Here is a 19,602-nt window from a genome sequence, read left to right on the forward strand (position 1 = left end):
GCAACGGCCCTGAGCACCTCAGCCTGGCGCCACGCCGCGCCGCTCCACGTCCCGGTCGCTCAGCCCCCGGAACCCCAGGGCGTCCATCAGGCGCAGGAAGTCCGCGGGAGGCAGGCTGCCGCCCGTGGCCCGTGAATGGCCATGCGCGAACGAGCCTCCCATCGGAGGCAGGTCCAGCCCTCGCAGCAGCGCGAGCAGGTCCACCGGCTCGCGGCTTCGCAGCACGAAGTTCACGCGGCCGGGCAGGTAGCCCGTGTTGGCGGCGACGACGATGTGGTCCGGCAACCGCTGTATCCAGCGCATGGCCACCAGCGGATGCACCTGCGCCTCGGAGCTGAACAACAGGAGCGCCAGGTTGCCCGCGAAGCGCGGCGGCGTCTTCGCGCACCGGGCCACCTCGCGCTGCACCTCCAGGCGGCAGTCGCGCAGCGCGTCCACGCCGGGCACGCGCCCCTCCGCGATGTCCGTCGCGCTGCCCGAGCGCAGGAGCACCTGCATCGCCAGCGGCGCCGCGAACCGGCTGGAGCGGCGGGCCGCGTTGAGCAGCGCCACCGCTTCCGTGACGGACGAGCGCTTCGCCCGGCGCAGTGCGTCCTTGAGGAACGGCATCGGCGCGTCCGTGCCCAGGTCCGCCACCGTCCCCAGCACCGCCAGCCACTCCAGCGGACCCGGCACGATGAACGAGGACGTGAGCACGTAGGTGAGCAGGCTCGTGTTCGCCACGGGGGCATGGCCGTAGGCGGTGAGCACCTGCGCGTCGGGGGGGAATGCCTCCGACGCGTGGTGGTCCACCACGAGCGTGGGCACGCCGGGCAGCAGCGGTTCCGCGCGGCTGCCCATGTCCAGAACCACCAGTGCCTCCGTGGAAGAGGCTCCCAGCCGCTCCAGGAAGCCCGGGTGGTGGACGTCCTCTCCCTTGCCCGGCAGGCGCGCCGTCGGCCGTGCTCCCAGGGACTGGAGCGCGCGGAGCATCAACACTCCGGAGGTGAGCCCGTCCACGTCCGTGTGCGGGACCACGAGCACGTGCTTGTCCCGGCACGCTTCCAGGAACTCGCGCGCCTGGTCCATCGCCGCCTCTGGCGCCGGCCAGTGCGCATCCTTCGTGTGTCCTAGAAGCATGAAGGAAAGCTGTCACTGCCTGTAGCGGCACGGCAGGGCGCGCCCGTCGAGGCTGGTTGCCCTCCGGACAACCCCCCAGTCCAGTCACGCGACGCGAGCGTGGCGACCTTTGCAGGCATGGAAGGCCTTTTGACCTATCGGCTGGGCTACGTGGCCCAATCCCTGACGCTGGGCGTGAGCGCCAGCCACACCTGCCGTCTCGCCACGGCGAAGCCGCAGCGCCTGGAGGCGCTCGCCGCGCAGAATCTGGAGGAACTGGAGCAGTTGCTGCGCTTCAACGCGGAGCACGGCATCCACCTGTTCCGCATCGGTTCGTCGCTCATCCCGTTCGGTTCGCACCCGGTGAACACGCTGCCGTGGTGGAAGACCTTCGCGGGGACCTTCGCCACGCTGGCCGCCTCGCGCGCCAGTCCCAGCAGCGGCTGTCACTGCATCCCTCTCCGGCCGGCGCGTCGCTGTCCTCGCGCCATGAACGCGTGCGCGACGCCGCCATCGCGGAGCTGCGCTACAGCGCGCGCGTGTTGGACCTGTTGGAAGCGGGGCCTGAGTGCCGCGTCGTCATCCACGTGGGCGGCGCCGCCCCCAGCCGCCCGGAAGCGTTGGATGCCGCGCACCGGATGCTGGACACGATGCCGGAGGACCTGCGTCAGCGGCTCACCATCGAGCACGATGACAAGGTCTGGACCGCTCGCGAGGTGCTGCCGCTGGCCCGCGAACACGGCGTACCCATGGTGGGGGACAACCTGCACAACGCGGTGCTGCCGTCGGAGCCACCCATGTCCGTGGAGGAGCTGGTGCGCGAAGCGTCCGCCACCTGGCGCGCACTGGACCTGCGGCCCAAATTCCACCTGGCGTCACAGAAGGCGGACGGGCGGCCCGGCGCGCACTCGGATTTCATCGACACGGCGGACTTCCGCGCCATGGTGGCCGCGCTCGACGGGCCCGCGGACTTCATGCTGGAGGCGAAGGAGAAGGACCGCGCGGTTTTCGCACTGCGTCGGGAAGCCATGTCGCAACGTCCACCCAAGGGACAGGGCGCGCGGGCCCCGTGACTTCGCGGGTGCGAGGGCAGGGCACTTCCCATAGTGTCCGCGCCCATGACCCGCACTCCCCAGTCCTTGATGCGCGCGGCCCTGGCCGCCCTGTCGCTCGCGGCGCCCGCCGCCAGCGCGCAGACGACGCCCGCTCCAGCCGCGAAGGCCACGCCCGCGGAGGCGAAGCAGTTCGCCGAGAAGCTCAACGCGGACCTCAAGCAGCTCTGGACCCGCCAGGCCACCGCCGAGTGGATCAAGAGCACGTACATCACCGACGACACGGAGCGGAACGCCGCCTCCGTCAACGAAGAGGTGATGGCCTACGTCAACAACGCCATCAAGGACTCGCGCCGCTTCGACGGGCTGAAGCTGGACGCGGACACCGCGCGCATGCTGCACCTGCTGCGCGTGTCCCAGACGCTGCCCGCCCCGGCCGACCCCAAGCAGCGCGCGGAGCTGGCCGCCACCGCCGCGAAGCTGGAGGGCCTCTATGGCAAGGGCAAGTACTGCGGCAAGGACGGCAAGGGGAAGTGCCGCGACCTGGAGGAGCTGTCCGACGTCATGGCGGAGAGCCGCGACGCGAACGCGCTGCTGGACGCGTGGACCGGCTGGCACGCCATCAGCCGCCCCATGCGCCCGCTCTACACGCAGCTGGTGAACCTCTCCAACTCGGGCGCGAAGGACATCGGCTTCAACGACCTGGGCACGCTGTGGCGGTCGTCCTACGACATGACCCCGGCGGAGTTCGAGAAGGAGGCGCAGCGGCTCTGGGGCCAGGTCAAGCCCATGTACGACGAGCTGCACTGCTACGTGCGCGGCCGGCTCGCGAAGCAGTATGGCGAGGCTGCGGTGCCCGCCGGCAAGCCCATCCCCGCGCACCTCTTGGGCAACATGTGGGCGCAGGAGTGGAACAACATCTACCCGCTGGTGGAGCCGTTCCCCGGCCAGGCCAGCCTGGACGTGGACAGCGCGCTGGTGAAGCAGGGCTACGACGCGCAGAAGATGGTCAAGCTGGGTGAGAAGTTCTTCACCTCGCTGGGCCTCAAGCCGCTGCCGCAGACCTTCTGGGAGCGCTCGCAGTTCACCAAGCCGAAGGACCGCGACGTCGTCTGCCACGCGTCCGCCTGGGACGTGACGTACGACAACGACCTGCGCATCAAGATGTGCATCAAGCCCACCGAGGAGGACCTGGTCACCATCCACCACGAGCTGGGCCACGACTACTACTACACGTACTACTACAAGCTCCCCGTCCTCTTTCAGGCCGGCGCCAACGACGGCTTCCACGAGGCCATTGGCGACGCGCTCACGCTCTCCATCACCCCGGCCTACCTCCAGCAGGCGGGCCTGCTCAACGCGGTGGAGAAGAACGACAAGAACGTCATCAACCTCCAGCTGAAGGACGCGCTGGAGAAGGTGGCCTTCCTGCCCTTCGGCCTGCTGGTGGATCAGTGGCGCTGGGACGTGTTCAGCGGGAAGGTGAAGCCGGCGGACTACAACAAGAGCTGGTGGGCGATGCGCACGAAGTACCAGGGCATCGCCGCGCCGGTGGCGCGCACGGAGCAGGACTTCGACGCGGGCGCCAAGTACCACGTGCCCGCCAACGTGCCGTACACGCGCTACTTCCTCGCGCGGATCCTCCAGTTCCAGTTCCACAAGGCGCTGTGCGAGGCGGCCGGCATCAAGGGCCCCCTCAACGAGTGCTCCATCTACGGCAACAAGGCCGCGGGCGCGCGCCTGCAGGCCATGCTGGAGATGGGCGCGAGCAAGCCGTGGCCGGACGCGCTGTCGGCGATGACCGGCACGCGCCAGATGGATGCCACGCCGATGCTGGAGTACTTCGCCCCGTTGCGCCGCTGGCTCCAGGAGCAGAACAAGGGCCAGAAGTGCGGTTGGTGAGGTGAGCAGGGAGTGGACTTCCCCACGGACGGGCGCTTAGGCTGCGCCCGTCTTGTAGGGTTGAACTCTGTAGGACCGGACGGCGACTCTTCCTGTCCGCGATGAAAGAAGAACAGCAAATGGCGACTGGTACCGTGAAGTGGTTCAACGACGCGAAGGGCTTCGGCTTCATCACGCAGGATGGCGGCGGCGAGGACGTGTTCTGCCACCACACCGCCATCAACATGGACGGCTTCCGCACCCTGGCCGAGGGCCAGAAGGTGGAGTTCGAAGTCACCAAGGGCCCCAAGGGCCTGCAGGCGCAGAACGTTCGCGCCGCCTGAGCCTGACCGTTTCCTGATTCACCCAAGGAGGTCCGACTCTCTTCCGGGTCGGGCCTTCTGTATTTTCCGGAGCCCGCATGTCCGCCTTCCGCCTGCGCTTGCTTCCCCTGATGGCCGCCCTCGGGTGCGCCACGACGTCGCCCTCCACCCCCTCCACGCCGCCGGACACCGCCGCCGCGTCCGCGCCGTCAGCCCCCGTGTCGAAGGCCTCACTGGCCGCGCTCAAGCAGGAACTGGTGAAGCAGCACGGCGAGGCGCAGCGCGCCCGCATCGAGCGCGGCGTGGATCAGGTGGCCGCGCTCTGGCGCCCGGAGGACGGGGACCTGGCGGCCTTCGCGCGCGAGCAGTTCCTGCCCACGGGCCCCCAACTGGACGCGACGTTCACGCGCTTCGAAGGGCTGTTCGAACAGTTCGACGGCCACATGAACGAGCTGGGCCGCGAGCTCCAGTGGTTCACGGACCTGGACCTGGGGCCGCTGTTGCCGGTGGAGCCGCTGCTCGCGGCGTATGACCCGTCCTCCAACGTCACGTCGGACCTGTTCAGCGCGAAGCCGGGCTTCGTCGTCCTGCTCAACTTCCCGCTCACCACGCTGGCCGAGCGCGTGAAAGAGGGCCCGTCGTGGACGCGGCGCCAGTGGGCGGAGGCGAAGCTTGGGTCGCGCTTCAACCGGCGCGTGCCCGCGGCGGTGGAGCAGAAGGTGTCGCAGGCCATCGCGGACGCGAACCTCTACATCGCCGAATACAACGTCTGGATGCACCACCTGGTGGACGCGAAGGGCCAGCGGCTCTTCCCCCAGGGGCTGCGCCTCATCAGCCACTGGAACCTGCGCGACGAATTGAAGGCGGACTACACGGACCCGCGGGGCCTGGCGAAGCAGCGGATGATCGTCCAGGTGATGGAGCGCATCGTCACGCAGACCATCCCCGCCGCCGTCATCGACAACCCGCGCGTGGACTGGGATCCGTTCACCAACAAGGTCACGGTGGCGCCGCCGGAGACGGTGGAGGCGAACGCGCCCCAGCGCGCCGCGAAGGCGGACACCGCGCCGGAGCCGGACACGCGCTACGCGCGGCTGCTCGCCACGTTCAACGCATCGCGGAAGGTGGACCCGTATTCGCCGGTGGCCCCCACGCGCATCGCCCGGGCGTTCGAACTGGACCGGGGCCTGCCGGAGGAGCGCGTGCGCACGCTGCTCACCCAGCTCTTGGAGTCCCCGCTGGTGCCGCGCGTGGCGAAGCTGATTGAGACGCGCCTGGGCCGCCCGCTGGAGCCGCAGGACCTGTGGTACCCGGGCTTCCGTCCGGGTTCGAAGGTGCCGGAGGCGCAGCTGGACGCGCTGACGCGCAAGCGCTACCCCACGGCGGACGCCTTCGCGCGCGACATCCCGCGCATCCTCCAGGGGCTGGGCTTCACGCGGGAGAAGGCGGACGTGCTCGCCTCATACATCCGCGTGGACGCCTCCCGTGGCGCGGGCCATGCCCAGCAGGCGCTGCGCCGGGGCGACTTCCCCCGCCTGCGCACGCGCGTGGAGAAGGGGGGCATGGACTACAAGGGCTACAACATCGCGGTGCACGAGCTGGGGCACAACGTGGAGCAGGTCTTCAGCCTGTACCAGGTGGACCACACGCTCCTGTCCGGCGTCCCGAACAACGCCTTCACGGAGGCGCTGGCCTTCGTCTTCCAGGCTCGCGACCTGGAGCTCCTGGGCCTGGGCCAGCCGGACGCGGCCAGCGAGCGCGAGCGGGTGCTCAACGACTTCTGGCAGGCGTGGGAGATCGCCGGCGTGGCGCTGGTGGACATGGCCACGTGGCACTGGATGTACGAACACCCGGACGCCACGCCCGCCCAGCTGCGCGACGCGGTGGCCGGCCTGTCGCGCGACGTGTGGAACCGCTACTACGCGCCGGTGCTGGGCCGGAAGGACAGCCCGGTGCTGGGCATCTACAGCCACATGATCAGCTACCCGCTGTACCTGCCGGATTACCCGCTCGGGCACCTCATCGCCTTCCAGATTGAGGAGCACCTGAAGCAGCACGGCCCGCTGGGCGCTGAGTTCGAGCGCATGGCCACCTTCGGCTCCGTCACCCCGGATGAATGGATGCGCCACGCCACCGGCGCCCCCGTCAGCGCGGACGCTTTGTTGCGCGCCACCGAAGCCGCGCTGTGATAGTTCGGGCATTCCCCATTTAACTCTTCTGGAGGATTGACCTTGAATTTCATCTCTCGTGCGCTGGTGCTGGGTTCCCTGTCGACGATGGTGGGCTGTGCCACGACGAAGGGCGGCACGAAGACCCCGGACACGACCGAGCCGACCCCCGCGACCGCGTCGCTGGTGGACTTCTGCGACGACACGCAGAAGGCCATCTCCAAGGAGGCGGACGCGATGGCCAGCCCCTACGGGATTGATCAGCACATCGCCAAGAACTTCCCGGACCGCAAGGTGTCGTGGCTGATGACGGACAGCGCGTACCAGAAGTTCGTGGTGCAGACGGGCGCGAAGAACTTTGGCCGCTGCAACGACACGGCCTGCTACCTGTTCGCGGCGCCGTCGGCGGCCATCCACGGCGCGGTGGAGAAGTCGAAGACGGCGGACGGCACGCACGACCCCGCGGTGCTGGGCCAGGCGCTGGGCCTGCCGGCGAAGAACTTCGAGGGCCCGCTGCGAATGATGACGCTGGACCTGGGCGCGCAGAAGGTCTGCACGCGCCTGCCGGTGGAGGCGGACCCCGGCGTGTGGAAGTGCCAGACGCCGGAGGACACCGACTGCTTCAAGTTCGGTGGCTACACGTCCGGCGGCGCGCCGGAGGTGATGGTCATCAACGCGCCGGTGGCGGACACGCAGGTGGCGGAGATCCCGTGAGCGACGAGGAGGTCCTCCTCCAGAGCCCGCTCCTGTACCGCGTGCTGCGCGGCCGGGACGGGGCGCTGTCCATCGAGGTCGTGGTGGGCGGCTTCGTCCAGTTCGAGGTGCGCGTGCGCCTGAACGCGGAGGAGACGGAGTCCTTCCAGAGGGAGGGACGTGCCTTCGCGGACCGCCTGGCCCAGGCCATCATGGCCAACCCGCCCTTTGGCGGCCGGTCCGTGAAGGTACCCGTGCGGTGACGCCTTCGCGGGGACCCGCCGCGTGCGGGTCCCCGTCGCATGGAGGCTACGGCGTGGCGGCGGTGTTGCCGGGGATGTCCACCAGCTCCACCTCGAAGGTGAGCACGGCGTTGGGCGGGATGCGCGAACCCGTGGGCGGGCGCTCTCCGTACGCGGTGCTCGCGGGGCAGGTGAGCTTCGCCTTGCCGCCGACCTTCATCTTCTGCACGCCCTGCGTCCAGCAGGGGATGACGCCGTTGAGCGGGAACTCCACCGCCATGCCGCGCTTGTAGGAGCTGTCGAACTCCGAGCCGTCCACCAGGGTGCCCTGGTAGTGCACCTTCACGGTGTCGATGGCGCGGGGCGACTTGCCGGTGCCGGCCTTGAGCTCGCGGAAGATGACGCCGGAGGGCAGCCGCGTGGCCCCGGGCTCCTTGGACGCGCGATCCAACGTGGCGACGTTGACCTGGGCCATGCGCGCCTTGGCGAGCGTCTGGATCTTCGGGCCGTACTCCTTCGGATCCACGGCAGTCGGAGTGCCGGCGACCGCGTCCTGGATGCCGCGCTGGAGCAGCGCCAGCTCCTCGGGAGTGAGGGCGAGCGCCGTCACGCTCTGGCCCAGCGAGACGCCGAGCGAATAGATGGTCTTCTGATCATCCGTCTGGAGCTCCACGGGCGCCTGGGTGGGGGCGGCCTTCGTGGCGGCCTGGGGCGCGGCGGCCGGCTTGGAGCTCTTCGTCGGGGCCTGGGCCAGGGTGAGGCCCGGAGCACCGAGCATCAGGACCAGGGCCGCCTTCCACTGCATACGCATGCTTCCGCCTTTCACGAGCATGAGGGGGACCATAGCGCCGCTCATGCGCCGTGGGTCGGCCATCCTCGCGCACAGGCCAACGCGAAGAATCCAGCGAGCGGAAAACCACGGCGCACGCAGGCCTGCCTGGAGGTCGGGAAGGGCGCCGTTTTCTTGCGCGCATGACGTCTGAACGTACTGTGCCTTCAGGTCGCTGCACCCCCGCAGCAGCCTGTTGCACCAGCTGGAGGTCATGAGCCAATGAGCGAGAAGCGGAAGGCCAATCGGGCGCCCCTGGACATCTACCTCAACAAGTACATGGGCGGCGTGCCGTACATGACCCGGGCCGCGGACATCAGCCAGGAGGGCGTCAGCCTCTCGCGCCTCATCGAGCCCCAGCACGACGCGCGCCGCGTGGGCCTCCAGTTCCAGCTCCCCGGCTCCGAGGAGATCATCTACGCCGAGGGTGAAGTCGTACGCGAGTGGAAGGACCTGGGCCGCAAGGAGCAGTCCGGCGTGCGCTTCACGCTGCTCACCGAGCGGCACCGCAAGATGATCGACGCCTACGTCGACCGTCACACCGAAGGCAACTGACACGAGGCGTTACCCTCCGCGTGCGTCACCGCGATTTCGCGGTGCCACCGGCGGTTCGCGGTACCCCGCGCCGGGTTCATCAGGCGGATCCGACTGTCTCCGGGTCGCCTTGACTTCGCGCGAAGTGACCCCCTTGAATGACCGGAGAGGTTCCCTGTGCGCTCGCCGACGTTTCGCGGCGACAACGGGAGGAGTGCTCCGTGAGGCGTTCGCTGTGGGGATTGTTGCTGGTCGTGCCGCTGACGGCGCTGGGCCAGGGCAAGGACGCGAAGGTCGCCGCACCCGCCACGCCCGCCGCTGAACCCGCGCGCGGCGTGGGCAATCCGGGCATCAACTGGGAGGGCCAGGTCCTGCGCGCCACGGGCGCCGGAGCCCCGGACCTCAAGGCCGCGAATCCGGGTCAGGCGCGCCTGGGTGCCGAGCGTGCCGCGAAGCAGGACGCGTTCCGCAACCTGCTGGAGCAGGCCCGGAGCATCCAGGTGAACGCGGGCCGCACGGTGGGCGACGAGCTGGCGCGCGACGACGTGAAGAACCGCGTCGAGGGCGCCATCCGCGGCTACAAGGTCGTGGCCACGCGCTACTTCTCCGACAGTGGCGTGGAGATGGACGTGGAGGTGCCGCTCGCGGCGCTCAGCGCGGCGCTGACGCCCGCGCAGGATCCGGCCATCGTGCTCAACGCCGAGGGCGCGGCGAAGTACACCGGGCTCGTGGTGGACGCGCGAGGGCTGGACGTGAAGCCGGTGCTTGCCCCCCGGTTGGTGGACGGAACGGGCAAGGCGCTCTACGGCGCGACGGTGCTCACGGAAGAGGCGCGCGGCACCGCGGGTGTCGCGGCCTGGTTCAACAGCCTGGACGCGGCCCGGAAGGCCTCGCGCGTGGGTGACAAGCCGCTGGTGGTGAAGGCCGCGCAGCTCCAGGGCTCCGACCTGGTCCTGAGCGCCGAAGGCATCCGCGCGCTCACCGAGGCGAACACCCGCTTCCTGGCCGAGGGCCGGGTCGTCATCGTCACGCAGTGATGTCCGCGGGCTCCCTCCGGACGACGGCCGTGCTCGCGTGGGCGGCGATGCTGCTGGCCGGTTGCGCGGCGAAGCAGGAGCAGCCCGCGACGGTGGCCCGCGCGGAGCAGTTGATGGCGTCCAACGCCGCCAAGCGCGGCGACCTGGTGCTCCGGTGCGAGCCCTCGGACGCGCAGATCCTGCTGGACGGGGTGGAGCAGGGGACGTGCAGCGACTTCGCCGGGGTGTCCCGGAGCCTGCGGATGGGGGACTCGGGCTTCCACCAGGTGGAGGTGAAGAAGCGCGGGTTCTACCCCTACACGACCTACTACCAGCCCAATGGCGCGCGGATGACGCTGAAGGTGAAGCTCCGGCCCCTGGCGCCCGAAGGCAGCGCTCCTCCCTGAGAAGCCCACCAGGGCTGGCCCCCTGCATCGCGAGGAGGCGGGCGACCGCTCAAGGACCGCAATCAGGGGCCGAAGACGCCGTAGGATGGGCGGGGACAGGAGGCGGTCATCGGACGTCGCAAGAGAGGCAGTGAGCGCGCGGTGAAGGTGGTGCCCCAGCCCATCGCGACCCCGGAAGTGTCCCCGGTGCTGCACGTCGTGCACCCGGAGCCCGTGCCCCCGCCTGGCGATCCCTCGGCGCTGGACGAGGCGGAGGCCCGCCGGGTCGACTTCATCTGGTCCGGCGTGATGGTGGGCTCGCTGGCGCTGGTGTTCGCGCTCCTGTCCGTGTTCGGCGGGGTGGCGGTGCCGGTGCTGCTGGCGCTGACGGGCGCGTACGCGTTCAACCCGCTGGTGACGCTCCTGGAGAAGCGCGGCCTGGACCGCACCTGGGGCACGTCCATCCTCTTCTTCGCGGGCACGCTGCTGATGGTGGGCGCGGGCCTGTACCTGGTGCCGGTGTTCCGCGACGAGGCGGCGAAGCTGCCCGGCTTCTTCCAGCGCGCCAGCACCCAGGTGGTGCCGCAGGTGGAGTCTCTCCTCGGCGTGTCGCTGCCGGACCTGGTGAGCCAGCGCACCGCGGAGCTGGGAGAGAAGGCCTCCGAGCTGCTCCAGAGCGCGGGCCCCACGGCGGCGCGGCTGGTGGCGAGCTTCGCCGGGAACACCGCGCGTTTCGCGGCCACGCTGCTGGGCCTGTCGGTGGTGCCGGTGCTGGCGTTCTTCTTCCTCCAGGACTACCCGCGCCTCATGGGGCGCATCCAGGACCTGCTCCCGCGGCGCTCCGTGGCGCTGGTGACCCAGCGCTTCCGCGAGGTGGACGAGGTGCTGTCCGCCTTCGTGCAGGGCCAGCTCACCGTGGGCGCCATCCTGTCGGTGCTCTACGCGGTGGGGCTGTCCATGGCGCGCATCGACCTGGCCATCGCCATTGGCCTCATCGCCGGCTTCGGCAACATGGTGCCCTACCTGGGCACGGGCATCGGCGTGGTGCTGGCCGTGCTGGGCGTCCTGCTGTCCTGGCAGGGGCCGTGGCAGCTGGCGGTGGTGGCGGCGACCTTCATCGTCGGGCAGCTGGCCGAGGGCTTCGTCATCACCCCGCGCGTCGTGGGGGAGAAGGTGGGCCTGGCCCCCGTGGCGGTCATCATCGCCGTGCTCGCGTTCGGTGAGCTGTTCGGCTTCGTGGGCATCCTCCTGGCCGTCCCGGCGAGCGCCATCCTGAAGGTCGTCCTGAGCGTGGTCCTCCAGCGCTACCGCCGCACGCAGCTCTACAAGGGGAGCGTGCAGGCGCCGTGACGAAGCTGGAGAAGCTGCACCAGGAGATCATCGCGTGCCGGGCCTGCCCCCGGCTGGTGGCGTGGCGCGAGGAGGTGGCCCGAGTAAAGCGGCGCGCCTACCGCGACTGGGACTACTGGGGGAAGCCCGTCCCCGGCTTCGGCGACCCGAAGGCCCGGCTGATCATCGTGGGTCTGGCGCCCGCCGCGCACGGAGCCAACCGCACGGGGCGGATGTTCACCGGGGACCGCTCCGGCGACTTCCTCTACGCAGGCCTCCAGCGCGCGGGCTTCGCCAACCAGGGGCACAGCGAGCACCGGGACGACGGGCTGAAGCTGACGGACGCCTTCATCGTCGCCGCTGGCCGGTGCGCGCCGCCGGACAACAAGCCGCTGCCAGAGGAGCTGGCCCGCTGCGCGCCGTTCCTGGACCGGGAGATGGCGCTCTTGCCCGGACGGGTGCTGCTCGCCCTGGGAGCCATCGGGTGGAACGCCGCGCTGGCGTCCGCCGCCCGCACGGGCGGTCCGCTTCCCACGCCCCGTCCCGCCTTCGGCCATGGCGCCGAGTTCCGGCTGCCGGACGGCCGGTGGCTCGTGGGCAGCTACCACGTCAGCCAGCAGAACACCCAGACGGGGAGGCTCACCCCCGCCATGTTCGACGCGGTGATGAAACGCGTCCGCGCGTTGTTGGAGACGTGAGCATGGGGAAGATCAGGGCCCATGCTCATGTTCCTTGACAGGTGCGGGAGCCCGCTGTTATTCCCCGCGCCCATCCGCACGACGGGTCGTTAGCTCAGCGGTAGAGCACTACCTTGACACGGTAGGGGTCAGTGGTTCGATCCCACTACGACCCATCATCAGTAAGTGATCCATCTCGCGGGCGGCAGGCTTTCTCAAAAGCCTGCCGCCCGCGGTTTTTTCCAGAGCAGGGGTTTATCCGCCATGTCCGAATCCATCACGGTGACGCTCCCCGACGGCAGCCAGAAGCAGACCGCCCGGGGCACGACCATCGCGGACTTCGTGAAGGGCAGCATCGGCGTGGGGCTCGCGAAGGCGGCCCTGTTCGCCCGGGTCAACGGCCAGGACATGGACCTGGCCCGCACGCTCGACGAGGACGCGAAGCTGCAGATCTTCACGTCCAAGAGCCCGGAAGGCCTGGACCTCATCCGCCACGACGCCGCGCACGTGGTGGCCAGCGCCGTGCAGAAGCTGTTCCCCGGCACGCAGGTGACCATCGGTCCCGCGACGGAAGAAGGGTTCTATTACGACTTCTTCCGCGAGAAGCCCTTCACGCCGGAGGAGCTGGAGAAGATCGAAGCGGCCGCCAACGCGGAACTCAAGCAGGACGCGCCGTTCGTCCGCACCGAGATCTCCATGGAGGACGCCATCAAGCTCTTCGAGGAGAAGGGCGAGAAGTTCAAGGTGGAGATCGTCAAGGACATCGCCGCCAAGGGCGCCAAGACGCTCACGCTCTACACCCACGGCGACTGGGTGGACTTCTGCCTGGGGCCCCACGCGCCCAGCACGGGGAAGATCGGCGTCATCAAGATCCTCTCCTCCAGCGGCGCGTACTGGCGCGGCGACCACCGCAACCCCATGCTCCAGCGCGTGTACGGCACGGCCTTCTTCGACAAGAAGGCCCTGGACGCCTACCTCACGCGCATCGAAGAGGCCCGCAAGCGCGACCACCGCAAGCTGGGCAAGGAGCTGGACCTCTTCCACTTCCACCCGTACTCGCCGGGCGCCGCCTTCTGGACGCCCAAGGGCACCGCGCTCTACCAGACGCTGTCGGACTGGATGCGCTCGCTCACGGCCGGTGACGGCTACGTGGAGATCAAGACGCCCCTGATGTTCAACAAGGGCCTCTGGGAGACGAGCGGGCACTGGGGCAAGTACAAGGAGAACATGTTCCTGGTGCTCGACAGCGAGTCCGGCGAGCACGACTTCTCCCTCAAGCCGATGAACTGCCCGTCGCACCACCTGTTCTACGGCTTCAAGAAGCACAGCTACCGCGACCTGCCGCTGCGCCTGCACACCCAGGACGTGCTCCACCGCAACGAGGCGGCGGGCTCCCTGGGCGGCCTCACCCGCGTGCGCCAGTTCGCGCAGGACGACGCGCACATCTACTGCATGGAGAGCCAGATCACCGACGAGGTGCGGCGCTTCGTGCAGTTGCTGGACCGCGTCTACAAGGCGGTGGGCCTCACCTACGCGGTGAAGCTGTCCACGCGCCCCGAGCAGCGCCTGGGCGACGACTCCCTCTGGGATCGCGCGGAGGGCGGCCTCAAGGCGGCGCTGGAGTCGCTGGGCCTGGCGTACGAGCTGGCCCCCGGTGACGGCGCCTTCTACGGCCCGAAGATCGACTTCGCCGTCTCCGACAGCATCGGCCGCAAGTGGCAGTTGGGCACCATGCAGCTGGACTACCTGGCCCCGGAGCGCTTCGACCTCACCTACGTGGGCGAGGACAACGCCGAGCACCGCCCGGTGGTCCTCCACCGTGCCATCTTCGGCTCCTTCGAGCGCTTCACCGCCATCCTCATCGAGCACTTCGCCGGCGCCTTCCCGGCGTGGCTGGCTCCGGTGCAGGCCACCATCGTCACCGTGGCGGACCGTCAGCTGGACTACGCCCGCAAGGTGCGTGACGACCTGCGCGCCAAGGGCTTCCGCGTGGAGCTGGACGAGCGCGGCATGACGCTCAACGCGAAGATCCGCGAAGCCCAGATGCAGAAGGTCCCCTTCACCCTGGTGGTGGGTGACAACGAGGTCGAGGCCGGCGCCGTGGCCCCCCGCCGGTACGGCGGCGAGGACCTGAAGACGATGAAGTACGCGGACTTCGAGGCCCTGCTGGCCAAGGAAGCCACACTGCCCTGAGCTGTGTAGGGGACTTGACTCCCCGTCCGGGCTGGACTACTTGCGCGACTTCCGGGGATTGAGGCACGCCCTCATCCCCCGAGCCGTCGGAGGGTCCTCCCATCGTTCGCGATCAGAGAACCAATCGCCGTATCCGAGCCCGGGAGGTCCGCGTCGTCGGGCCCAACGCCGAGCAGCTCGGAGTCATGTCCCTCGAAGCAGCCCTGGCGCGCGCCCAGGCGGACGGTCTCGACCTCGTCGAGATCTCCCCCATGGCCAAGCCGCCGGTCTGCAAGATCATGGACTACGGCAAGTTCAAGTACGAGGAGAAGAAGAAGGCCTCGGAAACGAAGAAGAAGCAGGTCGTGGTCCACCTGAAAGAGGTGAAGCTCCGTCCCAAGACGGAGGAGCACGACTACGAGTTCAAGGTCCGCAACACGCGCCGGTTCCTGGAGGAGGGGAACAAGGCGAAGATCACCATCCAGTTCCGGGGTCGTGAAATCACCCACAAGGAGCTGGGGAGTGCGATCCTGGACGACGTGGTGAAGGACCTGAAGGAAATCGCGGTCGTGGAGCAGAACCCCCGGATGGAAGGGCGCCAGATGTTCATGATCCTGGCCCCCAACCCGAAGGTGGCTCAGCGTGCCCGCGAGCTGGCCCGTCAGCAGGTGGAGGCGGCCGGAAAGAAGCAGGAAGGCAGGCCGGCGGTTGCCGCAGCGGTCGTTTCAGCGTCGGCTGTAGGAAATCCTGCCCCCGTCGCGGCAAAAGAGTGATAGAGGCTTCCGCCCAAAGCGTCCGGGAACCGTGTGTCCCGGTCCGCCGTCAGTCACGAAGACTGCCGGCCGACAGGCAGAAGGAAGGTTTGGGATCATGCCCAAGTTGAAGACCCGCAGTGCCGCGAAGAAGCGCTTCCACGTGAAGAAGAGCGGCCAGGTGAAGTTCGGCAAGGCGTTCAGCAAGCACCTGTTCACCTTCTCCAAGACGCCCAAGCAGAAGCGCGGCAACCGTGGCACGGGCCACCTGCGCGACATGGACGCGAAGAAGGTCATCAAGGAGCTGTTCCCCTACGGCGCCTGAGTCGTCCTCGGGTTTGAACCAATCGTGAGTCCTGGCGGAGCGGCGTGAGGCCAGCGCCCCGGGGCTCCCTTCCAGAAGTCAGGAGTGTGTCATGCGCGTCAAAAAGGGATTCAAGGCTCGTCGTCGTCGTAATCGCATTCTCAAGCTTGCGAAGGGCTTCCGCGGCCGTCGCAAGAACTGCTACCGCCGTGCGAACCAGGCCGTCGAGCGCGCCCTGGACTACGCCACCCGCGACCGCGCGGTGCGCAAGCGCAACTTCCGCTCCCTGTGGATCGTCCGCATCAACGCGGCCGCTCGCACGGTGGGCCTGTCCTACTCGAAGCTGATCGCCGGCCTGGCGAAGGCGAAGATCTCCCTGGACCGCAAGGTCCTGTCGGATCTGGCCATCGCGGACCCCGCGGGCTTTGCCGCCATCGCCAACATCGCGAAGGCAGCCTGAGACACGGCCGGCGGTAACGCCGGCTCCCGAAGCTGAAACGGGCTGCCTCCACCAGGGGGCGGCCCTTTTTTTTGCCCGGCGCCACAGGCGTTCCGGGGCGTGAATGGAAGGCGGGAAGAGGACCATGCGAGACCGGTTGCAGGCGTTGGCGGACGCGGCGCGCCAGGAGATCTCCGGCGTGTCGGAGCCCTCGCAGGTGGAGGCGTTGCGCATCCGCTATCTGGGCAAGAAGGGCGAGCTGTCCGCGGTGCTGGGCGGCATGGGCAAGCTGCCCCCGGACGAGCGGCGCGCGTTGGGCGAGATCGCCAACACCGTGAAGGCGGAGCTGGAGCAGCTCCTGGCGGACGCCACGAAGCGGGCGGAAGAGGCCGCGCTGGAGGCCCAGCTGAAGGGCCCCAAGCTGGACGTGACGCTGCCCGGGCGCGCGGTGCTGCCCGGCGGACGGCACCCGGTGTCGCGCACGCTGGAGGACATCGTCCGGACGTTCGCGCGGCTCGGGTTCGAGGTGGCCGTCGGGCCGGAGATCGAGCTCGACTACTTCAACTTCGAGGCGCTGAACCTGCCCAAGGACCACCCCGCGCGGGACATGCAGGACACGTTCTACGTGGACGAGCCCAGCCTGGGCCACGCGAAGAAGGCGGATAGCCCGTCGCTGCTGCGCACGCACACGTCGCCGGTGCAGGTGCGGCACATGCTGTCGCGCAAGCCGCCCATCCGCGCGGTGATGCCGGGCCGGGTGTACCGGCGGGACTCGGACATCACGCACACGCCCATGTTCCACCAGGTGGAAGGCCTGCTCGTGGACAAGGACGTGAGCTTCGCGGAGCTGAAGGGCACGCTGGACGCGTTCGTGAAGGCGTTCTTCGGCTCGGAGACGCGCACGCGCTTCCGCCCGTCGTTCTTCCCCTTCACGGAGCCCTCCGCGGAGGTGGACGTCACCTGCGCGTCGTGCGGCGGCAAGGGCTGCCGCGTGTGCAAGCAGACCGGCTGGCTGGAGGTGCTGGGCAGCGGCATGGTGCACCCGAACGTCTTCACCGCCGCGGGCTACGACCCGAAGGAGGTGACGGGCTACGCGTTCGGCATGGGCGTGGAGCGCCTGGCCATGCTGCGCTACGGCATCGACGACCTGCGGATGATGTTCGAGAACGACGCGCGCTTCCTCGCGCAGTTCTGATTCCAGCTTCCAGCCAGAAGAAGAGGACAATCCCGTGAAGATTTCAGTGAAGTGGCTGGGTGATTACGTCGCGCTGCCGCCGTCCGTGGACGAGCTGGCGCGCAAGCTGACCGCGGCGGGCCTGGAGATTGAAGGCGTGGAGCGCCCCGGCGAGGACCTGCGCGGCGTGGTGGTGGCGCAGATCCGCGAGTCGGTGCAGCACCCCAACGCGGACAAGCTGTCCGTCACGCAGGTGGACATCGGCGGCTCCGCGCTGTTCCAGGTGGTGTGCGGCGCGAAGAACTTCAAGGTCGGCGACAAGGTGCCGCTGGCCACGGTGGGCGCGAAGCTGCCCAACGGCATGGAGATCAAGCAGGCCGCGCTGCGAGGCGTGGACAGCTTCGGCATGCTCTGCTCCGCGAAGGAGCTGGGCATCACGGAGGACTCGTCCGGCCTGCTCATCCTCCCCGCGGACACGAAGCTGGGCATCCCCATCGCGGAGGCCCTGGGGCTGGATGACTCCGTGCTGGAGGTGAACGTCACCCCGAACCGGCCGGATGCGTTGAGCCACCTGGGCATCGCGCGCGAGGTGGGCGTGGTGACGGGCGCGCAGCTGAAGCCGCCCCAGCCGAAGCCCGCCGAGTCCGGCAAGGTCGTGGCGGAGCTGGTGAAGGTGCGCATCGACGCGAAGGAGCGCTGCTCGCGCTACGCGGCGCGGGTGGTGGAAGGCATCACCGTCCAGCCGTCGCCGCAGTGGATGCAGGACCGGCTGAAGGCATGCGGCGTGCGCGCCATCAACAACGTGGTGGACGTCACCAACTATGTGCTCCTGGAGTACGGCCAGCCGCTGCACGCGTTCGACCTGGAGAAGGTGGCGGGCCAGGAGATCGTCGTCCGCACCGCGAAGCCGGGCGAGAAGCTGCGCACGCTGGATGACAAGGAGCGCACGCTGGACGCGGACGACCTGGTCATCGCGGACCGCGACCGCGCCCAGGCGCTGGCGGGCGTGATGGGCGGCGGAGACAGCGAGGTGACGCAGGGCACGAAGCGCATCGTCATCGAGTCCGCGCACTTCCACGGCTCCGGCGTGCGCCGGTCCGCGAAGCGCTACGCGCTGCACACGGAGGCGTCGCACCGCTTCGAGCGCGGGGCGGACCTGGACGCGGTGCTGCCGGCGTTGGACCGGGCCGCGCAGCTCATCGCGGAGCTGTCGGGTGGCACGGTGGCGCCGGGCCGGGTGGACGTGCAGCCGGAGCCCCTGGCGCCGCGCCGGGCGACGCTGCGCTACGCGCGGGTGGAGAAGGTGCTGGGCGTGGCGGTGCCGGAGGCGGAGGTCCGGCGCATCCTGACGGCGCTGGGCTTCAAGTCCGTGGAGGAGGCCCAGGGGCAGACGACGTACGAGGTGCCCCGGGCGCGCGTGGACGTGGAGCGCGAGGAGGACCTGATGGAGGAGGTCGCCCGCGTGTACGGCTACGACAACATCCCGGCGCGGCTGCCGCGAGGGCTGGAGACGCTGGCGCCGGAGCCGCTGTCCATGGAGGCCGAGCGCCGGTTGCGCCACGCGCTGGGCGGCGTAGGGCTGTCCGAGGTGGTGAACTACTCGTTCGTGGCACCGAAGTCGCTGGAGGTGCTGGGCGGGAAGGAAGCGCCCATCGCGCTGATGAACCCGCTGAGCGTCGAGCAGTCGGTGATGCGCACGAGCCTCTTGCCGGGCCTGCTGGAGAACCTGTCGCGCAGCGTGCGCCACCAGGTGGAGTCGGTGGGCCTGTACGAGACGGGCCGGGCGTACTTCCGGGACGCGCAGGGCGGGCAGGGCATGCGCCCGGCGGCTCGCGAGGTGCCGCGCGTGGCGGGCCTGGTGTGGGGCCTGCGGGGCGGTGGCCGGAGCTGGACGCAGAAGGACTCGCGCGTGGACTTCTACGACGCGAAGGGGGCGGTGGAGGCGCTGCTGCACGCCCTGCACGTGGAGGGCGCGGCCTTCACCCCGGCGGAGGCGCCCGCGTACCACCCGCGCAGCTGCGCGCAGGTGGCGCTGAAGGACGGGACGGTGCTGGGCCTGGTGGGTGAGGTGCACCCGCGCGTGGCGAAGGCGCTGGGCCTGCCGGAGGGCGTGTTTGTGTTCGAGCTGGACACGGATCCGCTGTACGCGGTGGCGCGGCTGGTGCCGCAGGCGGCGGCGCTGCCGAAGTACCCGGCGGTGCTGCGCGACCTGGCGGTGGTGGTGCCGCTGGAGCTGCGCAACGAGGAGGTGCGCCGGGTCATCCTGGAGGTGGGGGCCCCGCTGGTGGAGGACGCGCTGGTGTTCGACGTCTACACGGGCAAGCCCATCCCCGAGGGGAAGAAGAACCTGGCGTACGCCTTGAGGTACCGCTCGCCCGAGCGGACGCTGACCGACGCGGAGGTCACGGCGGCCCACCAGCGCATCATCACCGAGGTGAACCAGCGGCTGGGAGCGGCGCTGCGCGCCTGAATTCCTGAATGAAGTCAGGACGTTGACACGGTTCGGGGAAGGCTGACACCATGCCCCGCGTTC

Annotated in this window: 18 protein-coding genes, 1 tRNA gene and 1 pseudogene; 18 read left to right on the top strand and 2 right to left on the bottom strand. The window is 69.3% G+C overall.

Translation table 11 applies throughout. The annotated features are described in order from the left end of the window. Positions 1-18 precede the first annotated feature (18 nt). Complete coding sequence (locus ACX114_RS18735; protein WP_459299624.1) at positions 19-1,068, bottom strand: DHH family phosphoesterase; 1,050 nt, start codon at positions 1,066-1,068, stop codon at positions 19-21. 168 nt (positions 1,069-1,236) lie between these two features. Here ACX114_RS18735 and uvsE point away from each other — a divergent pair. From uvsE to ACX114_RS18765, 6 genes and pseudogenes are all read left to right on the top strand, one after another. Then, positions 1,237-2,171: pseudogene (gene uvsE, locus ACX114_RS18740) on the top strand (UV DNA damage repair endonuclease UvsE). 45 nt (positions 2,172-2,216) lie between these two features. Next, complete coding sequence (locus ACX114_RS18745; protein WP_459299626.1) at positions 2,217-4,052, top strand: M2 family metallopeptidase; 1,836 nt, start codon at positions 2,217-2,219, stop codon at positions 4,050-4,052. A gap of 119 nt (positions 4,053-4,171) precedes the next feature. Next, positions 4,172-4,375, top strand: a complete 204-nt coding sequence (locus tag ACX114_RS18750; protein ID WP_014397260.1) for a cold-shock protein — start codon at positions 4,172-4,174, stop codon at positions 4,373-4,375. 77 nt (positions 4,376-4,452) lie between these two features. Next, complete coding sequence (locus tag ACX114_RS18755) at positions 4,453-6,543, top strand: hypothetical protein (protein WP_459299628.1); 2,091 nt, start codon at positions 4,453-4,455, stop codon at positions 6,541-6,543. Positions 6,544-6,585: 42 nt separating this feature from the next. Then, on the top strand, positions 6,586-7,236 hold the full coding sequence (locus tag ACX114_RS18760) for a hypothetical protein (protein WP_459299630.1): 651 nt from the start codon (positions 6,586-6,588) through the stop codon (positions 7,234-7,236). Next, on the top strand, positions 7,233-7,478 hold the full coding sequence (locus ACX114_RS18765; protein ID WP_459299632.1) for a hypothetical protein: 246 nt from the start codon (positions 7,233-7,235) through the stop codon (positions 7,476-7,478). The genes ACX114_RS18760 and ACX114_RS18765 overlap by 4 nt, the downstream gene beginning before the upstream one ends. A gap of 46 nt (positions 7,479-7,524) precedes the next feature. Here the strand turns inward: ACX114_RS18765 and ACX114_RS18770 are convergent, their stop codons facing one another. Next, a complete protein-coding gene (locus tag ACX114_RS18770) occupies positions 7,525-8,268 on the bottom strand; it encodes an FKBP-type peptidyl-prolyl cis-trans isomerase (RefSeq protein ID WP_459299634.1) in 744 nt (247 codons plus the stop codon). 240 nt (positions 8,269-8,508) lie between these two features. Between ACX114_RS18770 and ACX114_RS18775 the strand changes: the two genes are divergently transcribed. From ACX114_RS18775 to pheT, 12 genes are all read left to right on the top strand, one after another. Further along, entirely contained in the window at positions 8,509-8,841 is a 333-nt protein-coding gene (locus ACX114_RS18775; protein ID WP_014397255.1) for a PilZ domain-containing protein, read from the top strand. Positions 8,842-9,041: 200 nt separating this feature from the next. Next, on the top strand, positions 9,042-9,857 hold the full coding sequence (locus ACX114_RS18780) for an LPP20 family lipoprotein (RefSeq protein ID WP_459299636.1): 816 nt from the start codon (positions 9,042-9,044) through the stop codon (positions 9,855-9,857). After that, positions 9,857-10,243: a hypothetical protein gene (locus ACX114_RS18785; RefSeq protein ID WP_459299638.1), complete on the top strand. Its 387-nt coding sequence runs from the start codon at positions 9,857-9,859 to the stop codon at positions 10,241-10,243. Before ACX114_RS18780 ends, ACX114_RS18785 begins: the two co-directional genes overlap by 1 nt. Before the next feature lie 186 nt (positions 10,244-10,429). Next, complete coding sequence (locus ACX114_RS18790; RefSeq protein WP_459300199.1) at positions 10,430-11,572, top strand: AI-2E family transporter; 1,143 nt, start codon at positions 10,430-10,432, stop codon at positions 11,570-11,572. Continuing rightward, complete coding sequence (locus tag ACX114_RS18795; RefSeq protein ID WP_120586341.1) at positions 11,569-12,249, top strand: uracil-DNA glycosylase; 681 nt, start codon at positions 11,569-11,571, stop codon at positions 12,247-12,249. The genes ACX114_RS18790 and ACX114_RS18795 overlap by 4 nt, the downstream gene beginning before the upstream one ends. 83 nt (positions 12,250-12,332) lie before the next feature. Further along, positions 12,333-12,404 (top strand) — tRNA-Val (locus ACX114_RS18800). 88 nt (positions 12,405-12,492) lie between these two features. Continuing rightward, a complete protein-coding gene (gene thrS / locus ACX114_RS18805; RefSeq protein ID WP_459299641.1) occupies positions 12,493-14,421 on the top strand; it encodes a threonine--tRNA ligase in 1,929 nt (642 codons plus the stop codon). 101 nt (positions 14,422-14,522) lie between these two features. Next, entirely contained in the window at positions 14,523-15,173 is a 651-nt protein-coding gene (gene infC, locus ACX114_RS18810; protein ID WP_459300201.1) for a translation initiation factor IF-3, read from the top strand. Between the two features lie 97 nt (positions 15,174-15,270). After that, on the top strand, positions 15,271-15,477 hold the full coding sequence (gene rpmI, locus ACX114_RS18815; protein ID WP_014397248.1) for a 50S ribosomal protein L35: 207 nt from the start codon (positions 15,271-15,273) through the stop codon (positions 15,475-15,477). Between the two features lie 91 nt (positions 15,478-15,568). Then, positions 15,569-15,916: a 50S ribosomal protein L20 gene (gene rplT / locus ACX114_RS18820; protein ID WP_014397247.1), complete on the top strand. Its 348-nt coding sequence runs from the start codon at positions 15,569-15,571 to the stop codon at positions 15,914-15,916. Positions 15,917-16,040: 124 nt separating this feature from the next. Continuing rightward, positions 16,041-17,090, top strand: coding sequence for a phenylalanine--tRNA ligase subunit alpha (pheS, locus tag ACX114_RS18825; protein WP_014397246.1), 1,050 nt, complete (start codon positions 16,041-16,043; stop codon positions 17,088-17,090). Positions 17,091-17,124: 34 nt separating this feature from the next. Continuing rightward, positions 17,125-19,539 carry a phenylalanine--tRNA ligase subunit beta gene (gene pheT / locus ACX114_RS18830; protein WP_459299644.1) on the top strand — a complete coding sequence of 805 codons (2,415 nt, stop codon included), beginning with the start codon at positions 17,125-17,127 and terminating at the stop codon, positions 19,537-19,539. The last annotated feature ends 63 nt before the right edge of the window (positions 19,540-19,602 follow it).

The organism is Corallococcus sp. M7, from assembly GCF_054512695.1.